Origin of the sequence: Nostoc sp. ChiQUE01b, assembly GCF_034531255.1 — a bacterium.
GTDB lineage: Bacteria > Cyanobacteriota > Cyanobacteriia > Cyanobacteriales > Nostocaceae > Nostoc.
In genome coordinates this window covers 25166-43213 of record NZ_JAVRBM010000079.1, presented here as the reverse complement: position 1 = coordinate 43213, position 18048 = coordinate 25166, and the positions used below count along the sequence as shown (strand labels likewise).

Annotated in this window: 17 protein-coding genes; 11 read left to right on the top strand and 6 right to left on the bottom strand. The window is 41.4% G+C overall.

Annotated features, from left to right (window positions below):
• Nucleotides 1-170 precede the first annotated feature (170 nt).
• Entirely contained in the window at nucleotides 171-2372 is a 2202-nt protein-coding gene (locus RMY63_RS33135) for a PAS domain S-box protein (protein WP_322732766.1), read from the bottom strand.
• 392 nt (nucleotides 2373-2764) lie between these two features.
• On the opposite strand from RMY63_RS33135, the gene RMY63_RS33130 reads away from it, so the two are divergent.
• From RMY63_RS33130 to RMY63_RS33115, 4 genes are all read left to right on the top strand, one after another.
• Nucleotides 2765-3037 carry a hypothetical protein gene (locus RMY63_RS33130; RefSeq protein WP_322732765.1) on the top strand — a complete coding sequence of 91 codons (273 nt, stop codon included), beginning with the start codon at nucleotides 2765-2767 and terminating at the stop codon, nucleotides 3035-3037.
• Nucleotides 3038-3078: 41 nt separating this feature from the next.
• Nucleotides 3079-4422 carry an adenylosuccinate synthase gene (locus tag RMY63_RS33125; RefSeq protein WP_322732764.1) on the top strand — a complete coding sequence of 448 codons (1344 nt, stop codon included), beginning with the start codon at nucleotides 3079-3081 and terminating at the stop codon, nucleotides 4420-4422.
• Nucleotides 4423-4506: 84 nt separating this feature from the next.
• Nucleotides 4507-5124 carry a 50S ribosomal protein L25/general stress protein Ctc gene (locus RMY63_RS33120; protein ID WP_322732763.1) on the top strand — a complete coding sequence of 206 codons (618 nt, stop codon included), beginning with the start codon at nucleotides 4507-4509 and terminating at the stop codon, nucleotides 5122-5124.
• Between the two features lie 118 nt (nucleotides 5125-5242).
• Complete coding sequence (locus RMY63_RS33115) at nucleotides 5243-5377, top strand: hypothetical protein (protein ID WP_322732762.1); 135 nt, start codon at nucleotides 5243-5245, stop codon at nucleotides 5375-5377.
• Between the two features lie 206 nt (nucleotides 5378-5583).
• Here the strand turns inward: RMY63_RS33115 and RMY63_RS33110 are convergent, their stop codons facing one another.
• Together RMY63_RS33110 and RMY63_RS33105 are read right to left on the bottom strand one after the other, a co-directional pair.
• Nucleotides 5584-7005: a CHAT domain-containing tetratricopeptide repeat protein gene (locus RMY63_RS33110; protein WP_322732761.1), complete on the bottom strand. Its 1422-nt coding sequence runs from the start codon at nucleotides 7003-7005 to the stop codon at nucleotides 5584-5586.
• 232 nt (nucleotides 7006-7237) lie between these two features.
• Nucleotides 7238-7447 carry a hypothetical protein gene (locus RMY63_RS33105; RefSeq protein WP_322732760.1) on the bottom strand — a complete coding sequence of 70 codons (210 nt, stop codon included), beginning with the start codon at nucleotides 7445-7447 and terminating at the stop codon, nucleotides 7238-7240.
• Between the two features lie 441 nt (nucleotides 7448-7888).
• Here RMY63_RS33105 and RMY63_RS33100 point away from each other — a divergent pair, with 441 nt between their 5' ends.
• From RMY63_RS33100 to RMY63_RS33080, 5 genes are all read left to right on the top strand, one after another.
• Nucleotides 7889-8785, top strand: a complete 897-nt coding sequence (locus RMY63_RS33100; protein WP_322732759.1) for a hypothetical protein — start codon at nucleotides 7889-7891, stop codon at nucleotides 8783-8785.
• A 313-nt stretch (nucleotides 8786-9098) separates the two neighbouring features.
• On the top strand, nucleotides 9099-10628 hold the full coding sequence (locus RMY63_RS33095; protein ID WP_322732758.1) for an AAA family ATPase: 1530 nt from the start codon (nucleotides 9099-9101) through the stop codon (nucleotides 10626-10628).
• Between the two features lie 73 nt (nucleotides 10629-10701).
• The gene (locus RMY63_RS33090) at nucleotides 10702-11208 is read left to right on the top strand and encodes a hypothetical protein (protein WP_322732757.1); all 507 of its coding nucleotides are present in this window, start codon (nucleotides 10702-10704) and stop codon (nucleotides 11206-11208) included.
• Between the two features lie 145 nt (nucleotides 11209-11353).
• The gene (locus tag RMY63_RS33085) at nucleotides 11354-12145 is read left to right on the top strand and encodes a YdcF family protein (RefSeq protein WP_322732756.1); all 792 of its coding nucleotides are present in this window, start codon (nucleotides 11354-11356) and stop codon (nucleotides 12143-12145) included.
• Nucleotides 12146-12255: 110 nt separating this feature from the next.
• Complete coding sequence (locus RMY63_RS33080) at nucleotides 12256-12477, top strand: hypothetical protein (protein ID WP_322732755.1); 222 nt, start codon at nucleotides 12256-12258, stop codon at nucleotides 12475-12477.
• Between the two features lie 5 nt (nucleotides 12478-12482).
• Here RMY63_RS33080 and RMY63_RS33075 read toward each other — a convergent pair whose 3' ends face one another.
• The 3 genes from RMY63_RS33075 to RMY63_RS33065 form a co-directional block, all read right to left on the bottom strand.
• Nucleotides 12483-12704, bottom strand: coding sequence for a ferredoxin-thioredoxin reductase variable chain (locus RMY63_RS33075; RefSeq protein WP_416212567.1), 222 nt, complete (start codon nucleotides 12702-12704; stop codon nucleotides 12483-12485).
• An 883-nt stretch (nucleotides 12705-13587) separates the two neighbouring features.
• On the bottom strand, nucleotides 13588-14121 hold the full coding sequence (locus tag RMY63_RS33070) for a hypothetical protein (protein ID WP_322732754.1): 534 nt from the start codon (nucleotides 14119-14121) through the stop codon (nucleotides 13588-13590).
• Nucleotides 14122-14332: 211 nt separating this feature from the next.
• Nucleotides 14333-14938, bottom strand: coding sequence for a DedA family protein (locus RMY63_RS33065; protein ID WP_322732753.1), 606 nt, complete (start codon nucleotides 14936-14938; stop codon nucleotides 14333-14335).
• A gap of 600 nt (nucleotides 14939-15538) precedes the next feature.
• Here RMY63_RS33065 and RMY63_RS33060 point away from each other — a divergent pair.
• Nucleotides 15539-15886, top strand: coding sequence for a DUF3040 domain-containing protein (locus RMY63_RS33060; RefSeq protein WP_322732752.1), 348 nt, complete (start codon nucleotides 15539-15541; stop codon nucleotides 15884-15886).
• Nucleotides 15887-15902: 16 nt separating this feature from the next.
• Nucleotides 15903-17984 carry a dynamin family protein gene (locus tag RMY63_RS33055; protein WP_322732767.1) on the top strand — a complete coding sequence of 694 codons (2082 nt, stop codon included), beginning with the start codon at nucleotides 15903-15905 and terminating at the stop codon, nucleotides 17982-17984.
• Nucleotides 17985-18048 lie beyond the last annotated feature (64 nt).

The following is an 18048-nucleotide window of genomic DNA, read 5'->3' as shown; positions in this document are numbered from 1 at the left end:
TTTACACCCTAAAAGCTAGTCAAATAAAGGCTTTGATAGTTATCGGAGATGTCTACTATAATTAGTGGATATGTGCAAAAATCCCAAAAGCCTCTTTCCCCCTGCCCCCCTGCGGTCTAAATGATAAGTCTTTACTGTTAATCTATACAGGGATAGCAGTTCGTTGTTGTTTAGCCATCTTTTATAACTGATTCCAATTGTTGAGACAGCGAATGTGTGTCTCTGAATGTTGAGGCAGGCAAGTACACTGTAAATTGAGTACCTCTGCCTACTTGACTGTAAACATTGACAAAACCACCGTGATTCTTAATAATTCCCAACGCTGTAGAAAGTCCTAAACCTGTACCTTTGCCTACTTCTTTGGTAGTGAAAAATGGTTCAAAAATCCTTTGCTGAACTTCTGACGACATCCCCATACCAGTATCTGTCACCACGATCGCAATATAAGAACCCACTTTCGCATCAATATTTATCTGAACCGAATGTTCGCCAATCACCAGATTTTCCGCCACAATCCTAAGAATACCACCATTAGGCATAGCGTCGCGGGCGTTGATTACTAAGTTTATCAATACCTGATGTAGTTGAGTTATGTCTCCACGAACGTACCAGAGATTTTTAGGGATATCTATCTGCCAAGTAATGGATTTAGGGAATGTTTGAGTGATAATTTGCTCAATCTCTGCCATCAAAGGCTGAATTTGCACAATTGTCCGTTTGCTTTCAATACCCCGTGCAAAAGATAACACTTGTTTAAGCAAATTAGCGCCGCGTTTGACATTATTTTCTAAAGTTTGCAGTATTTGCTGACTCTGCCGATCGGGCAATTTCTTCTGCAACAGTTGAACTGACATTAAAATTGGCGATAGTATGTTATTGAGGTCGTGAGCGATACCGCCAGCTAGAGTACCGATACTCTCTAAACGTTGCGATCGCAGAAGTTGAGCTTCTAGTTGTTTCTGTTGCGTAATCTCAGTGTTCACAGTCAAAATGGATTTGGGTTGTCCATTATCATCCCGGATCAGTGTCCACCGACTTTCAATGATAATTACTTTGCCTTCCCTTGTCAGTTGATGCAATTCACCCCGCCACTCACCCGTATTCATCACCCTTAAGTAGGCATCTTCTAGCTGTGGTGAAATCTCTTTATATAAAAGTTGTAAAACATTCTTACCCACAACTTCCTCAGCCTTCCAGCCGTATAGACGTTCAGCACCTTTATTCCAAAATAAGATTTGGTTGTGGATATTTCGCACCAGAATCGCATCAGTTGATACATCCAACAGCGCTGCTTGTTCGCAGATTTTCTGTTCTGCCTGTTTTTGCTGGGTTATATCTCGCGTTAGTGCCAAATGCATGAAAGTGCCATCAGATTCGTTACGCAGTGGTACAGCATGAGTTTCCAGGTAGCGGCAAGTGCCTTTAAATCCCACGATTTCAAACTCCAAAGTCCCCTTATTACCTTGACAAACATTTTTATGCAAGTCGGCAAAGGCGGCTTTATACTCTGGTACAATTACGGCATCAACTGATTTACCAATCAAGATATCAGCACTTTCCACTTCCATCATTGCCAGCCCTTCTGCATTAATTTCTAAAAGGGTGCCATCTCTGGCAATTAGCTGGATGCATTCTGGTTCTGCATCTATCATGGCTCGTAAACGATTTTCGCTTTGGCGTAGAGCCAGTTCTGTCTGCTGAAGTTGCCTGATATAACGCCACAACAAATCATACAGCAGCGCCACCAGCACCAAATCCACAATCGCAGCGATAAAAAATGTCACTATCGCCTTTTGAGAATTTGCTTGTGACTGCTGCATTTCCTGCTGTAATAAATTTTTCTCTGCCTTTAAAGAGTCGTTAATCAGTTGTTGAATCTCTTTGCCAATTTGCTTGTCATTATCAGATAATATTTGCTGCCGAACTGCTTCTAATCCCTGGTTTTTTCTGAGGTAAATTTCTTGTTGTAAAATGTTGAGTCTGTTGGTAATTTTCGGCTCTAGCAAAGCAATCCACTGCTGCTTTTGATGGTTATTGGCAGTTAAATTTTTGAGAATCTGAATATTGCTATTTGTTTGTTGATCGGCGGCAAGATAAGTTTGGAAATCATCTGCATCTGCTGTAATTAAGTAATTCCGTTGTGCAGTTTCAGTATCTTTGAGTGTAGATTGGATACTTTCAAGTTGGGTAATAACTTTATATGAGTATGTTAACCATTGCTGGTTGTGAATCAGCTTCACAGTGTTGCTATATGAAACTACAGCATTAGTAAATACAACTGCTAATGCTAGGACAAATATTGCTTTCAGCTTTTGGACTCGATACCATTTTTTGCTCATGCGATCGCCCCTTCTGCCGCAAATGCCCTCCATCAGTTAAGATTAAAGATTAAAAACAAATATTGAGAATATTTTAAGAATTTCGAGAATACGGGTAGCAAAATACAATCTGTTATGGTTGTAAATCTCTGGATTTTTAGGGATGATGATTTATACATGATACTCGCAAATAAATCCGCTAATTTTTAATATAAATTCATTTTTAGCTGTAGTGTCGTCAATACAGTTAATTTGCCTATCCATAATATTTGCAGAGACGTTGCAATGCAACATATTTTGTTGAGAATTTTAATTAACCGCAAAATTATAGGGATTTCCTGATTGGTACCTACCTCTACCATTTTGCTAAAAGTATCTGGACGTACACCACACAAGCGTTTAAAGTCTTCTGGCTTCAGGCTCTTTACCTGGAAAGTAGGTCATAGATGCTACCCAACTCTAACCTACTTGTCCCACGTATGTGGGACTTTTGCAAGAGGTCTAATGGCTATTATGCTAGGATATCCGACGATGAATATCGCAGTATTTCCGAGCAGGAAATTGGGCAATATCAAGACGTAGGCCATTACCTGAAATATACAAAAGCTCTTTATGATTGGTCTGAGACTTTGGCTAAACCATTCAATTTACCACCACAAGGCAATACAGATGTGCGCCCCTACTGCAATAAGCTTGACATGATTCAAGCAATATGTTAATAATTATAGTTTGTGGAAACTTTACTTCTTAATATAAGCTCTTGGCTAACGTCATTGTCATAGGTGCCCAATGGGGCGATGAAGGAAAAGGTAAAATAACTGACTTACTCAGCCGTTCTGCAGATGTTGTGGTGCGTTACCAAGGGGGTGTCAATGCTGGACATACGATTGTAGTTAAAGGTCAAACCTTTAAACTGCACTTGATTCCCTCTGGGATTTTGTATCCAAATACCGATTGCATTATCGGTTGTGGAACAGTCATCGATCCACAGATTTTGATCGCAGAACTCGACCAACTAAAAGAGTTAAATATTTCCACTGACCACCTGCTGATATCTGAGACAGCCCACGTAACGATGCCTTATCATCGATTGATTGACCAGGCATCGGAAGAACGACGGGGAAGCTATAAGATCGGCACAACAGGTCGGGGCATTGGGCCGACTTATGCTGACAAATCTGAACGTACAGGCATTCGGGTTTTAGACTTGATGGACCCGAATGGGCTGCGTGAGCAGTTGGAGTGGACGATTAATTATAAAAACGTCATTTTAGAAAAACTTTACAACTTGCCGCCTCTAGATCCACAAGAGGTGATTGAGCAGTATTTGGGGTATGCAGAACGCTTGCGTCCTTACGTTGTTGATACATCGTTGAAAATATCCGATGCGATTGGGCGACGGCGCAATATTTTGTTTGAAGGCGCACAAGGTACGCTCCTAGACTTAGATCACGGAACTTATCCCTATGTCACGTCCTCTAACCCAGTGGCGGGTGGGGCTTGCGTTGGTACTGGGGTAGGGCCGACAATGATTGACCGGGTAATTGGGGTGTCAAAAGCCTATACAACCCGTGTGGGAGAGGGGCCATTTCCGACTGAATTGGATGGAAAGTTGGGAGAATTGTTGTGCGATCGCGGTGCCGAATTTGGCACAACTACCGGACGCAAACGGCGTTGTGGCTGGTTTGATGCCGTCATCGGTCGCTATGCCGTGCGGATTAACGGCATGGATTGTATGGCACTGACCAAACTCGATGTTCTTGATGAATTAGAGTCAATCCAAGTTTGTGTTGCATACAACATAGATGGCCAACGCAGCGAACACTTGCCCACAAGTTCTCGTCAATTTGCTAGATGTCGCCCCATCTATAAAACCTTACCTGGGTGGAAAGTGTCAACAACCCACTGCCGCACCCTAGAAGACTTGCCACCAGCAGCATTGGATTATCTCAAATTCTTAGCCGAATTGATGGAAGTTCCGATCGCGATCGTCTCACTAGGAGCCAGCCGCGATCAAACCATAATCGTAGAAGACCCCATCCACGGGCCCAAACGCGCTTTATTGCACCCTGACGGCACACCTGCGACCCTCCTAAGTGCGTAAATTTAGTCATTGGTCATTAATCATTACCAAATGACAAATGACAAATGACAAATGACAAATGACAAATGACAAAGGACAACTTCTATGGCTATTACAGTCGAATCTCAAAAACGTCCAGAAGGCAGCAAGCCAAGAGCTTTGCGCCGTGCTGGATTGATACCTGCCAATTTGTATGGTCATAAGGGTACAGAATCCATTTCTTTGACCATTGAGGCCAAAACTGTTGAGCGTTTGCTCAAAAGAGCTTCTGTCAACAACACCTTGATTGAGTTGAATATTGCTGATGCACCTTGGCGCGGCAAAACCTTACTGCGGGAACTTCAGATTCATCCCGCAAAAGGTACGCCTTACCACCTCAGCTTTTTTGCAGTTGCCGGTCACGGCGATACCACTGTAGAAGTACGGCTGCGTTTTGTGGGAACTGCTGTTGGTGTGAAACAAGAAGGTGGTTTTTTAGACACTGTTATCACTGAGTTGCAAGTGACCTGTGCGCCAGAAAACATCCCGGAAATAATTGAAATTGATGTCTCTAACCTGCAAATTGGAGACAGCTTGCGTATTCACGAGCTAGTCTTGCCTCAAGGTGTCACAGTTCTTGGCGATACAGAGCGAGTCGTAGTTAGCGTCTCGCAGCCGCAAATCAGTGCTGCTGCTGAGGATGAGGCTGAGGCAGGGAGTGAAACAGCCTCTGAAGCTACGTAAGTGTGTAATAATTTTTGATGATAGCCAGGGGGAAACTCCTGGTTTTTTTTGTATTTGAACCGCAGAGGCGCAGAGAGCGCAGAGCAAAGAGATGACAGAAGTATAGCAGGAGGCAGCTATGCTGGAGTCAGGAGGTAGAACTATTATTATTCCTAGCATTTACGCTTGTCATTATGTCCTAACCTATATGACTACGGCTGTAATACCAATTCAACGTTCAACCCAATCAACGCAGTTTATGGCTTTAGCCTAATGCACTTAATTACAAATTACTTTAACAAAGTGTAGGGGTTTAAATCCCCGGCTTCTATCAAGCCGCAAGTGTTGGGCTGCTTGTCTTTATCCCCGTTACAACACGGAAAAAGCGAATTGCGAATTGCGTTAGCGCAGCGTTAGCGAGTCTTCTCCCAAGGAGAGACGCCAAGGGCGAACGAGCGTCATTGCGAATTGCGAATTGGTTTAACGTGCATCACCAATCAAGACAAATGGCGACCAATAATAAGGATGGTCTTTAATTAGCTTCAACTTAGCTTGTTGCAAAGCTTCTCCTTTGGTCATACCTTGCTTGAGGTTTTGATAAAATTGAATCATCAATTGCTGAGTCGCTTCATCATCAACCGCCCATAAACTTGCCATCACAGCTTTAGCACCAGCACGCTCAAATATATAAGCAACTCCTGCAAGTCCTGTGCTAGCATCATTCAAATTAGTGTCTACAGCAGTTTGACAGGCACTAAGAGTAATCAGTTGTGTGCCTTGTAGCCCTAAAAGAGCAGCATTGGCAATGTCTAAGGGTTTGTCAGCAAATAGTAATGTATTATTTTTTAACTTGACTTTTTTGCAATCTTCAGTTTTGAAACAGCCGTGAGTTGCTAAATGCAAAAATGAAAAGCGCAATGCTTGGGATCTAAACTTTTCTAGGGTAGCTTCATTGTGAATATAAACTTCACTGTCTGGCAGTATTTCTTTAATACTTCTGACTTCTGCCTCTGCACCTGGGAGATTTTGTGGGTCACTGGGTACAGGATTACCAAATGCTAAAACAGCTTGTAGTTTGGGGGGTACGGCATTTTGCACACCTGGAGATTTTAGGGAATTATTAGTAATGGCTTGGGTTGGTCTATTTGTACTTTGGAAGAGTAGACCAATATTACCCAAAATAATAGCAACACCAGTGCGATCGCCCACAGCCCGAATTAGGGGCAGAGCTTGGTTGTAAAATTCGAGTGCTTTTTGCTTTTCTCCTAAAGCGTTGTAGACTGCACCGATGTTATTGAGTGTAGTCGCAACACCTGAGCGATCGCCCACAGCCCGAATTAGGGGCAGAGCTTGGTTGTAGAAATCGAGTGCTTTTTGCTTTTCTCCTAAAGCGTTGTAGACTTTACCGATGTTATTGAGTGTAGCAGCAACATCAGTGCGCTCGCCCACAGCCCGATATAGAGGCAGAGCTTGGTTAAAAAAATCGAGTGCTTTTTGCTTTTCTCCTAAAGCGTCGTAGACTAAACCGATATTATTGAGTGTAGTCGCAACACCTGCGCGATCACCCACAGCACGAAATAGTGGCAGAGCTTGGTTGTAAAAATCAAGTGCTTTTTGCTTTTCTCCTAAAGCGTTGTAGTTAAACCCAAGCCACACCAGTACAGTTCTTTCTAGTTTTTGGTCTTTGAGTTCCTGTGCCATAGCCGGAACTGGCTGTAATATTTGTATTGCCTTTTGGTGTTCCTGTTGCTGTGTCAGTTTTATCCCTTGCTCTAGCAGTCTTTGTGCTTCCTGTGCTTGCAAATTTTGAGTTTGTCCCCAAGTGGGTTGAGCCATCAGCATCACTGTTAAAGGCGTTAGATAAAAGCCCACAGCCAAAAGACTGGTGAGAATTTTTTTCATAGAATAGCGCAGAGGTAGCTGTTTTTAATTGGGTGTTAGCAAAAGTTGTCGTTGGCAACATCAAAGTATTTGGTCAAGACTAGGATTGTTACCTTACAGGAACGCTAAGAGCAAGCGGAGCGATCGCAAGAACAAAAATACCTTAACTTTGCGTAAGTCCTATAAATGTTTCAACATTAATTGCCGACATCGGAGCATTTGTTATAAACGTTGGGACATTTATTGCAAATGTTTAAGCATTTGTTGGAAATGTTTGAACGTTTGTTGCAAACGTTTGAATAATTGTTGCAACTACTTGAACATTTGTTATAAACCTTTGAATATTTGTTGCACTTATTTGAACATTTGTTATAAACCTTTGAATACTTGTTACAACTACTTGAACATTTGTTGCAACCGTTTGAATAATTATTGCAACTATTTGAACATTTGTTGCTAGCAACGAAGTATTTGTTACAAACGTTTAAATATTTGTTACTAGCATCGAAGTTTTTGTTATCAACATCAGCAAAAGCCTAAATTGGGGATTTACGTTGAGTAGACACAAATGTGCTATAGAAGCGTACAGCTAAAATAATTCACGAATCAATAAGGTTTTGCCAGAATAGTGATTGTTCTTTGTTGCGAATTGAACTGGATTTTATCTACCACATATTGCCGATTTCTAGCCACTGACTGAATACCCAGCCCCTTCCCTACTAGCGTTGGGGAGTAAGATTGAAAGCCTCTCTCCTTTTACTAGCGTTGGTGAGTAAGATTCAAAGCCTCTCTCCTTTTAGGAGAGAGGTTTGGAGAGAGGTCTATAACTTGGTGCGTTACGCTTCGCGGTAACATACCCTACAAAACTGCTTCCCCTGTTTCCCTCATCTCCTCTATTTTTCGTATGACCCAAACCCCTAACCAGGAAACCAATATTTTAGGTAAATTCACGAGTGTACTTGGCTTACTGGGTGCGGCGCTTTTCTTTGCAGGCTGGATTTACCGTTGGTCATATTTCTACTTTTTTCAGCTAGAAGTCAATACCCTCGACTTACCCGCACAGTCTTTTTTGATAGTTCCCCTGCAAATATTTCTCGGAGATGGTTGGACAATCTGCAAAAGTGCGATCGCTTTTTTTGTAGCTGCGATCGCTATTCAGGCAACATTATGGTTAATTAAGATCATCAGTGATACAGTAGTCTCTGCAAGCCAATTACTATTGAGTCGCATCATCTCTGCAACCCAACACAAACGCTCATGGACAGCTAAACGGCTAAAATCTCTGGCTGAATTTAGTTCTGGGCAACTGCGTTCAGTTGATTTTCTGCGATCGCTAGTCAATGAGATAGTCATAGTATCCTGGGTATTAATTGTGATATTTTGGTTAGCTCGTTGGCAAGGTATCGCAGATGCACAACGAGACGCTGGTCAAAACTCCACCTTACCTGTTGTAGCCTTAATTACACCTGAAGAAAAGTTTGCTGTGGGACGCAAACTTGATGATATATTTGCAGATCCATCTTTGAAAGGTTATCGCATAATTGGCGTTGGCGTAGCCCGCCGGAGGCATCGCGGTTTATTCGATGACTTGCGAGGTAGGGAAGATAATGATATCAGCAATCCAAAACAACCGAGAGTCTGGCGCTTACTCCTAGAACGTGGCGGCTGGATTTATTTGTTTCGAGCATTACCCTCAAACGCAAAACCTGGCGAGATTCCATCTGTGTTGGCTATTCAAGAAAGTGAGAAGGGACATATCATCATTCGCAGTCCAGAAGCTTCCAAAACGAGTTCTCCTTGATATGCTTAGGACTTACGCAGTGAAAACCTGAAACCTCGATCCCCCCTAACCCCCCTTAAAAAAGGGGGGATCTGAAAAGCCCCCTTTTTAAGGGGGTTGGGGGATCTATTCTGCGTAAGTCCTAATGCTGATATCTTGCACCATTCTCAATTGACCAATGACCAATGACTAATGACAGTCTTCACAGAAAATAGCGCAATATGTAAGCGCATTAGCTTATCAGCACTCAATTGGTAAACTGTGTAATAATTCTTGATGATAGCCAGAGGGAGACTCCTGGTTTTTTTTGTATTTGAACCCGCAAAGCAAAGAGATGACAGAAGTAACTCTTCCAGCTTTTATTGAGCAAATGTTGCAGCCCGGATTTTATCCCCATCCGGTAACAGAACCTATTCAACTAATTCAAACTCACATTTCTTATGTGCTGTTGACTGGAGATTACGCCTATAAACTGAAAAAACCTGTGAATTTTGGCTTTTTGGACTTTTCCACCTTAGATAAGCGGCAGCATTTTTGTCAGGAAGAGTTACGCTTAAATCAGCGGGGTGCTGGTGAACTGTATTTAGAAGTTTTGCCCATAACTTTGGTAGGGGAGCAATACCAGTTAGGGGGAACTGTTGAGCCTGTAGAATATGCGCTGAAGATGCGCCAGTTTCCTGAAGAGTCGCTATTAAGTAGACTTTTTGAAGAGGGTAAGTTAAATGAGACACGCCTAGCTGAGTTAGGACGGGTAGTTGCTCAATATCATGCCCAGGCACAGACAAATGATTACATTCGCACTTTTGGCGAAGTGCCAAATGTTCGGGCTGCCTTTGATGAGAATTATCAGCAAACTGAGAAGTATATTGGTGGCCCCCAGACTCAGGCGCAATTTACAGAAACAAAGCAATATACAGATAACTTTTTTGCCGAACGTCCAGAATTATTTGCTAGCAGAATTCACAACGGTTATATTCGTGAATGTCATGGAGACTTACACCTGAGAAATATTGCCCTGTGGCACGATAAAATTTTATTGTTCGATTGCATTGAATTTAATGAGCCGTTTCGTTTTGTCGATGTGATGTACGATGTGGCGTTTACAGTAATAGATTTGGAAGTGGGGCAGCGTAAAGATTTGGGTAATGCATTTTTGAATGCCTATATAGAGCAAACTGGAGACTGGGAAGGCTTACAAGTGCTGCCCTTATATTTAAGTCGTCAGGCTTATGTCCGGGCTAAGGTGACATCATTTTTACTAGACGATCCGAATGTACCTGCGACGGTAAAGGAAGAAGCGACAAAAACGGCTGCTGACTATTACAAACAGGCTTGGGAATATACTAAACCAAACCTGGGACAACTAATTTTGATGTCGGGGTTGTCGGGTTCTGGTAAAAGTACCACAGCAAGGTCTTTAGCCCGTCAACAAGGAGCGATTCACCTGCGTTCTGATGCGGTGCGGAAGCATTTAGGGGGAATTCCTTTGTGGGAAAAGGGTGGCGATGATTTGTATACACCGGAGATGACCGAGAAAACTTACACACGGCTGTTGGAATTGGGGATTATGCTGGCTAAACAAGGTTTTTCGGTAATTTTAGATGCCAAGTATGATAAACAACAATTACGGCAAGAAGCGATCGCACAAGCTACAAAACATCAACTTCCCCTTCAGATTATCCAATGCACAGCACCGCTTGAAGTTTTAAAAGAGCGTTTGAACAATCGCACTGGTGATATTGCTGATGCCACCGCCGATTTATTAGCCTCACAAATCAAACAAGCTGAACCTTTCAGTGAAGAGGAACAACCTTATGTAAAGATTTGGGATACAACTCAACCACAACAGGCACAATTAAAATAATTCGTAATTCGTAATTCGTAATTGCGTCAAAAATTAGGAATTACAGTAATTAGTTAAATAAGTTTTTTATTTTATGGCAGACAAAAAGAACGACTTTTTCAGTATTTCTCCCAGCTTCTTTTCTCAACTGTTATTTGGGGCATTTTTAACATTTATATTAATCATGACTGGCTCCGCACCAGCCCTGAGTATCTTCTTAGGAATCATGGGCGGTTTCATCTTAAGCTGGATCACAAATTTAACCGATAATAGCCCCCAGGCTCCAGATGTCGCCTCATCTGATGGTGTCGATACGGGATTGAAATACTGGTTATTTTTCATGCTGGGTTTTGTATATTTAGGCTATCCAGCACCCATGAGTATCTTGCTAGGTGGATTAGGCGCTTTAGCTGGAGGCTGGATTACTGCTTGGTGGGGAAGTAAGGAAGAAGCTAGAACTCAGTTGCAAGTTGAAGAGTCAGAAGAGAACGAAGTTGAACCAACGAATGAAAGAATCAACAAACGGCAAATCAGAAAAGCCGGTCGCCGTTACCGTCGTGCTCCTGGAAGTAGTTTCAATTTCAGGTTTTGGGAAAGGTAGGACTGGGGACTGGGAATTGGGAATTGGGGATTGGGGATTGGGGATTGGGGATTGGGCATTGGTCAATAATCAATAAGTTTTTCTTCCTCACTTCCTCATCTCCTATTCCTCATGCCCCATGCCCCATTCCCCATGCCCTAATAATATGTTTTTATATCTATCCAAATTACTGCCACTATTTTTTTATCCATTAGGATTAGCCTGTGTAAGCTTGGTAGTAGCATTAGTGACTTTGTGGAAACGACCAAGGACTGCGGCGATCGCAATTGCTTTTTCCTTAACTTTATTGCTATTTTGTAGCAATGCTTGGATCGCTAAATCATTAGTGCGATCGCTAGAATGGCAAAATCTTCCACCTGTCCAAATACCTAATGCAGAAGCGATTGTGGTTTTGGGTGGCGCAACGAAATCAGCTTTTCCCCCAAGACCTACCGTCGATTTAAGTGAAGCAGGCGATCGCGTCATCTACGCCGCCCAACTGTATCGCCAGAAAAAAGCGCCTATAATCATTCTGAGTGGGGGACGCATTGATTGGCGTGGAAGTGGTTCTCCAGAATCGGCAGATATGGCAACAATACTCACATCTATTGGTATTCCATCTGAGGCGATTATTCAAGAACCTGACTCTCTCAATACTTATCAAAATGCTGTAAATGTCCGCAAAATCTTGTTATCTCGTGGCATTCGTCAGGTATTATTAGTAACTTCGGCAATGCATATGCCGCGATCGCTTCAGATTTTCCAGCGTCAAGGAATCAATGCTATTCCTGCACCTACTGACTTTCTAGTTAGTGAGGGTGAATTGCAAGAACTCGGTAGTACTCCCAAAGCCGCTATACTAAATTTATTACCTGATACTGACAACTTACACCAATTTACCACCGCTTTAAAAGAGTATATTGGTTCTTTAGTTTATCGCTTACGCGGTTGGCTTTAATTAAAGTTAGAGTTAGGAGTTAGGAGTTAGGAGTTATTAATTAGGAAGTGCGGTAATTAGTTGAATTGAAAACAGACGCGATTAATCGTGTCTCTACTACTCTTAATTTTATGTCAAAAAATTTACCTTATATTATTCCAGTTGCTCAACCCCAAGTTGAGGAAGCTTTTGCGTCTTACCAAACAACCCATCAGTTTTACCAGGAAGTTCGATCACGGTCAGAGTTTCAGCGTTATTGTGATTGGTATTATACAACAGCAGAACAAAACCGCCAAGACCTTAAAAAAATGCGCGGCGAACTGAATATTTTCCAGTGGTTTCGCCGCCGATAAGTGCTTTAGATGACTTCTAACTCATTTTCACGCAAGTGGGCTTTAAACTTTTTACTAAACTGGACTACAATCGGTAGATTAGCGCTTACTGGTCTATCTCGCCATTGGGTGGCAATAGTTACTACTTCGCCTTCTGTGCCTTTGATGTCAAAAGGCTGATTCCGGTGTTCAGGATGATGATACACCACTACCGAATCTTTAACGCGGACGCGATCGCCAACTTTCATAACAACATTTACACCTAGCATTTTCTTTTCCACAAGTATCTGCTACAAAATATATGATTAAATCGCTTAGAATTTGATTTAATCAGCTATTTCTTGACGCTTCATCGGGGTGCAACGGCTTAACCCTCTGCGTCCAGGCACGTCTTAGCAATCCGTGCGTACTTTTTTAAGTTTTTTGCCGCGTTAATGAGTATTGCCCATAACCTTCCTCTTTACCCCAAAAGCAAGGAAATGAAAGAAAATCAGGCAATATTCAGATGTGCTTAGTACTTTGAGAAGATATCCAACTCTTTTATCTTGACTCTACGATGTTCCCCAGGTCAACTCTCTCACGAATTTTTGTGTATGGCAGATGCTTTGTGATTGCGATCGCTGGCGGTCGAGGTGAAGTGTTGATATTTTTTAGATTTTTGAGGAAATAATCAAATTCATCTTTGCCCTTCTGAAGCGTTTCAAAACATTACTTTTTTAAACCCAGAGGGACAGAGAGTTTTGCCAAGTAGCTTGCTAGCTCCTACGTTGCTGCAAGATGTGATGTAAAGTTATGTGTGGTGCAATGGCGTACCCGCCCGCCGTAGGCGATCGCTAACCTATATTGACTCACTAGCGATCGCCACTTTTTTCTCCGTCACTCTCAATGTACAAGTAGTTCTTGTCAAGATTGCAACATTCCTCATCAATATTACAACATCCATAAGCAACATTGTAATATTCCTCATCAACATTACAATATTCCTTATCAATGCTGGAATATTTCTCATCAACATTACAACATTTATAAGCAACATTGTAATATTCCTCATCAACATTACAATATTCCTTATCAAGGCTGGAATATTTCTGATTAAGATTAAAATATTTTGGCTAATTCTGCAATTAATCCCTAGCTAGCGTCAGAGTTTGATTGTACTTCCCAACGAAACAGCCGCGGCAATTGAGATACATCTATGGCGTAGTTCACAATCCACATCACCAATTCAAAAATCAATAAATATCGTACCCCCTGCAACTCGCTTGTAGAATCTAAAAGTGTCAAACCCTCATACAACTGCCAAAAGCGGTAAGGGAGATATATATAAGGAACCATCACCCAGACGACATTTTGCAACTGCCTAAGCGTCACCCTTTCAGAGATGATTTGCAACCCGAATACGATAAAATACCAACCAAGCACAATTAAGACCGTGCGATCGCCCCACCATACACCCCACAATAGCATAACCACTAATGGCGGCACTACTGCTAGCAGTATCACTGAGCCAAACCAGATTTTATACCAACCGGGAAATGGTAAAGGTAGAGTATAAGGCTTTGTGTTTTTCCACCCCCAGTTCACAACCACAATAAAAAGCGTGGCAATAAGGAAAAAGAGGAGATTTTCTAGGAACAGATAGAGGTCGATGTTTAAGGAAGTCACGTCGCTTCGCTCCGAATTCAAAATTCAAAACTTGTACTGAGCATAGCCGAAGTATTCAAAATTCAAAATCCCTATAAATAAATTTAGTTGCTCTGTATCCTTTTGTTTATCGCTCATGAGGGTATGATCAAGCTCTGATGTTTATGGCTTCAGTAAATCAATATACTTGTCCATACAATAAAACATCTACTAAGGAGCTACAAAAAATATTTCAACTTTTGTTTGCTCTATTTTCTTGTACCAAATGAATAATCGATGGTATTAAAGAAATAACTATAATTAATCCAATAATCGGTAACAAATACTTATCTACCTGTTCAGCTGGCAGAGATTTTCCTAAGAAAAACCCTAACAGGGTAATGCCGAATGTCCAAAGAAAGCCACCAATTAAGTTGTAAGACATAAATGTGCGATAATGCATTGCACCAATCCCAGCCACAATGGGCGCAAAAGTCCGTACAATGGGTAAAAAGCGTGCTAAAACAATCGTTTTTTTACCGTGCTGGTGATAAAAGTTTTGAGTTTTCACAAGATGTTTTTTATGAAACAGCCATGAATCTTCCTTATTAAATAGTCTTCTACCAAATTTATGCCCAGTCATATAGCCAACATTGTCACCTAAGACAGCACAAATAAAAGCACCAATTATCAGAACCCAAATGTTCAATAAATTCTGAGATGCAACAAATCCAGCAGTGAACAATAAGCTATCCCCAGGCAGAAAAAAACCAATTAACAAGCCAGATTCAGCAAAAACAATCGCCCAGACCCCAAAATAGCCGAGTGATTTAATCAGTTGTGGTAAATCCAAATGCATAGAATTTTTACTTTTTGACAATAGATCCACAACATCTTAACGTTCAGCAATTTTATTGAATAAAAAGTAATATTAAATTTATGTAAAGTTATTATGTAATCTGGGAAAATCTAATGACAGATGACAGGTTTTGGGTTATTGGTGCAAGAGACAAAGATATTTAAAAGTACTAAGAATATTTTGGGATGCTGCCAGATGAGGTTTTCAAGCGCAAATTGTGATGGAATTAGGAATTATTGGCTCAAAAAGAGTTGGGATGGGATAGAAATATTATCAGTAAAGGAATTAAACCAATTCGCAATTCGCAATGACGCTCTCTACCAGACGCTCTTGCTAGCTTGCAACTCTTACAGAGTACGCGGACTCGCTAACGCTGGGAAGAGAGCAATTCGCTTTTTCCGTGTTGTAACGGGGATAAAGACAAGCAGCCCAACACTTGCGGCTTGATAGAAGCCGGGGACTTAAACCCCTACACTTTATTAAAGACTTAACTATTAGTAATTTTACTGTGGTTATTAAATATTTACGTAAGCTAGTATACAGCATGATTGATGAGTGAATGCTGACATCTTTTCATTGTCTTAAACGGGATGGATACCGATGACATCTGAAAGCGTAGGCAAAGCCCGCCGTAGGCATCGCGAAAAAGAACTTGAACACCAAGAACGCATATTACGGGAACGAGAAGTTGAATTGCGACTGCGGGAAATGGAAACTAACATCCATCCTAGCGATGCGGCTTTTCATCAAACCGTGAAGCATCAGCCAGAAAATTCCCAGAAACCTTGGATGAAAAAAGTAATTCTGGGTGGGAAGCTGTTTGCTCTTGGTGTGGTAGCGCTGGTTGCAGTGAGAATAGCCCCAGTACTGGCTGGGTTTATTATTGTTGGTGCGCTAGGGTGGATGTCTTACAAATTATTTTTGGAATCTAAAAAAACCAATCTTTAATAAAGGTGTAACTATGATGAATGATCGGGTAGCAACTGACAGATTTATCCAAGATTTAGAGCGTGTTGCTCAAGTGCGATCGGAGATTTCTGTGTGTTTGAGTAGACTGGCCCAAACAATTAACCAAGCTGAGTTGGCTGGAGACTCTTCATCAGGGAAACTCAGTTTAGAGCGAGATATTGAAGATATTACAATAGCTAGTAAAAACCTCCGCCAAGGTGTATTTCGCCTTTTAGTCTTGGGCGATATGAAACGGGGAAAAAGCACATTTCTCAATGCCTTAATTGGGGAAAACTTATTACCGAGTGATGTTAACCCTTGTACCGCAGTGTTAACAGTTTTACGCTATGGGCCGGAAAAGAAAGTGACCATTCATTTTAATGATGGCAAAAGTCCCCAACAGCTAGATTTTCAGAATTTTAAGTATAAATATACTATTGATCCGACTGAAGCTAAAAAGCTAGAGCAGGAGAAAAAACAAGCCTTTCCTGATGTTGATTATGCAGTAGTTGAGTATCCGTTAACGCTACTAGAAAAGGGAATTGAAATTGTTGATAGTCCAGGATTAAATGATACAGAAGCGCGAAACGAATTATCTTTGGGTTATGTAAATAACTGCCATGCAATTTTGTTTGTGATGAGAGCTTCTCAACCTTGTACCTTGGGTGAGCGTCGCTATCTAGAAAATTATATCAAAGGTCGAGGATTGACAGTTTTCTTTTTGGTTAATGCTTGGGATCAAGTGCGGGAATCATTGATTGATCCTGATGATGTTGAAGAATTAAAAGCATCTGAGGATAGATTACGGCAAGTATTTAACGCGAATTTAGCAGAATATTGTTCTGTAGAAGGTCAAAATATTTATGACGAACGCGTGTTTGAGCTTTCGTCAATTCAAGCACTCAGACGACGGTTGAAGAATCCCCAAGCTGATTTAGAGGGGACTGGCTTTCCGAAGTTTATGGATTCGCTTAATACTTTTCTTACCAGAGAACGTGCGATCGCAGAACTTCGTCAAGTCAGAACCTTAGCTAGACTTGCTTGCAATCATACCCGCGAAGCAGTTGCTAGACGCTTACCATTACTTGACCAAGATGTAAATGAATTAAAAAAACGCATTGATTCAGTGGAACCAGAGTTTAACAAACTCACAGGTATTCGAGATGAATTTCAAAAAGAAATTATCAATACGAGAGACACTCAAGCAAGAACGATTTCCGAATCTTTTCGCAGCTACGTTTTAAACTTAGGTAATACCTTTGAAAGCGATTTCTTACGCTATCAGCCAGAATTAAATTTGTTTGATTTTCTCAGTAGTGGTAAACGAGAAGCATTTAACACCGCACTGCAAAAAGCCTTTGAGGAATATATCACCGATAAATCTGCTGCTTGGACATTAACTGCTGAAAAAGATATCAATGCAGCTTTTAGAGAACTTTCTCGCAGTGCTGCACAATATGGTGCGTCTTACAGTCAAGTCACAGATAAAATAACAGAAAAGCTCACTGGACAAAACGTCAGAGTAAATCCCACTACTACTGCTGAAGAAGACAACTCTCCCGGCTGGGCAAAATGGGCAATGGGATTGTTATCACTGTCTAAGGGGAATCTGGCTGGTTTCGCACTAGCCGGGGCCGGATTTGATTGGAAAAATATCTTGTTAAACTACTTCACTGTAATTGGCGTTGGCGGGATAATTACGGCAGTGACAGGTATTTTTCTTGGCCCCATCGGGTTTGCACTGCTAGGTTTAGGAGTAGGATTTTTGCAAGCAGATCAAGCGCGTAAAGAGTTAGTTAAAACGGCGAAGAAAGAGTTAGTTAGACACCTGCCACAAGTCGCACATGAGCAATCTCAGGTTGTATACAATGCCGTGAAAGAGTGTTTTGACTCTTACGAAAGAGAAGTTAGTAAGCGGATTAACGATGATATTGTATCTCGTAAATCTGAATTAGATAATCTAGTGAAGCAGAAACAAACCCGCGAAATAAATCGTGAAACTGAGTTCAAACGTTTAAAAAATTTACAGGAAGACGTAATAGCTCAGTTGCAAAAAATCGAAGCAGCGTATAGCAATTTATTAGCTTATTATAGTTGATAAATCTCATTACTCTCGTTCTCAGCTTCTAGCTGGGAATGCCTACTTGGAGGCTCCGCCTCCT

Bases quoted from the DNA above. Each gene is read 5' to 3' on its own strand.
- RMY63_RS33135 (WP_322732766.1), bottom strand. From the start codon at position 2,372: ATGGAGGGCATTTGCGGCAGAAGGGGCGATCGCATGAGCAAAAAATGG.
- RMY63_RS33130 (WP_322732765.1), top strand. From the start codon at position 2,765: ATGCTACCCAACTCTAACCTACTTGTCCCACGTATGTGGGACTTTTGC.
- RMY63_RS33120 (WP_322732763.1), top strand. From the start codon at position 4,507: ATGGCTATTACAGTCGAATCTCAAAAACGTCCAGAAGGCAGCAAGCCA.
- RMY63_RS33115 (WP_322732762.1), top strand. From the start codon at position 5,243: ATGCTGGAGTCAGGAGGTAGAACTATTATTATTCCTAGCATTTACGCT.
- RMY63_RS33110 (WP_322732761.1), bottom strand. From the start codon at position 7,005: ATGAAAAAAATTCTCACCAGTCTTTTGGCTGTGGGCTTTTATCTAACG.
- RMY63_RS33100 (WP_322732759.1), top strand. From the start codon at position 7,889: ATGACCCAAACCCCTAACCAGGAAACCAATATTTTAGGTAAATTCACG.
- RMY63_RS33095 (WP_322732758.1), top strand. From the start codon at position 9,099: ATGACAGAAGTAACTCTTCCAGCTTTTATTGAGCAAATGTTGCAGCCC.
- RMY63_RS33090 (WP_322732757.1), top strand. From the start codon at position 10,702: ATGGCAGACAAAAAGAACGACTTTTTCAGTATTTCTCCCAGCTTCTTT.
- RMY63_RS33085 (WP_322732756.1), top strand. From the start codon at position 11,354: ATGTTTTTATATCTATCCAAATTACTGCCACTATTTTTTTATCCATTA.
- RMY63_RS33080 (WP_322732755.1), top strand. From the start codon at position 12,256: ATGTCAAAAAATTTACCTTATATTATTCCAGTTGCTCAACCCCAAGTT.
- RMY63_RS33075 (WP_416212567.1), bottom strand. From the start codon at position 12,704: ATGAAAGTTGGCGATCGCGTCCGCGTTAAAGATTCGGTAGTGGTGTAT.
- RMY63_RS33065 (WP_322732753.1), bottom strand. From the start codon at position 14,938: ATGCATTTGGATTTACCACAACTGATTAAATCACTCGGCTATTTTGGG.
- RMY63_RS33060 (WP_322732752.1), top strand. From the start codon at position 15,539: ATGACATCTGAAAGCGTAGGCAAAGCCCGCCGTAGGCATCGCGAAAAA.
- RMY63_RS33055 (WP_322732767.1), top strand. From the start codon at position 15,903: ATGAATGATCGGGTAGCAACTGACAGATTTATCCAAGATTTAGAGCGT.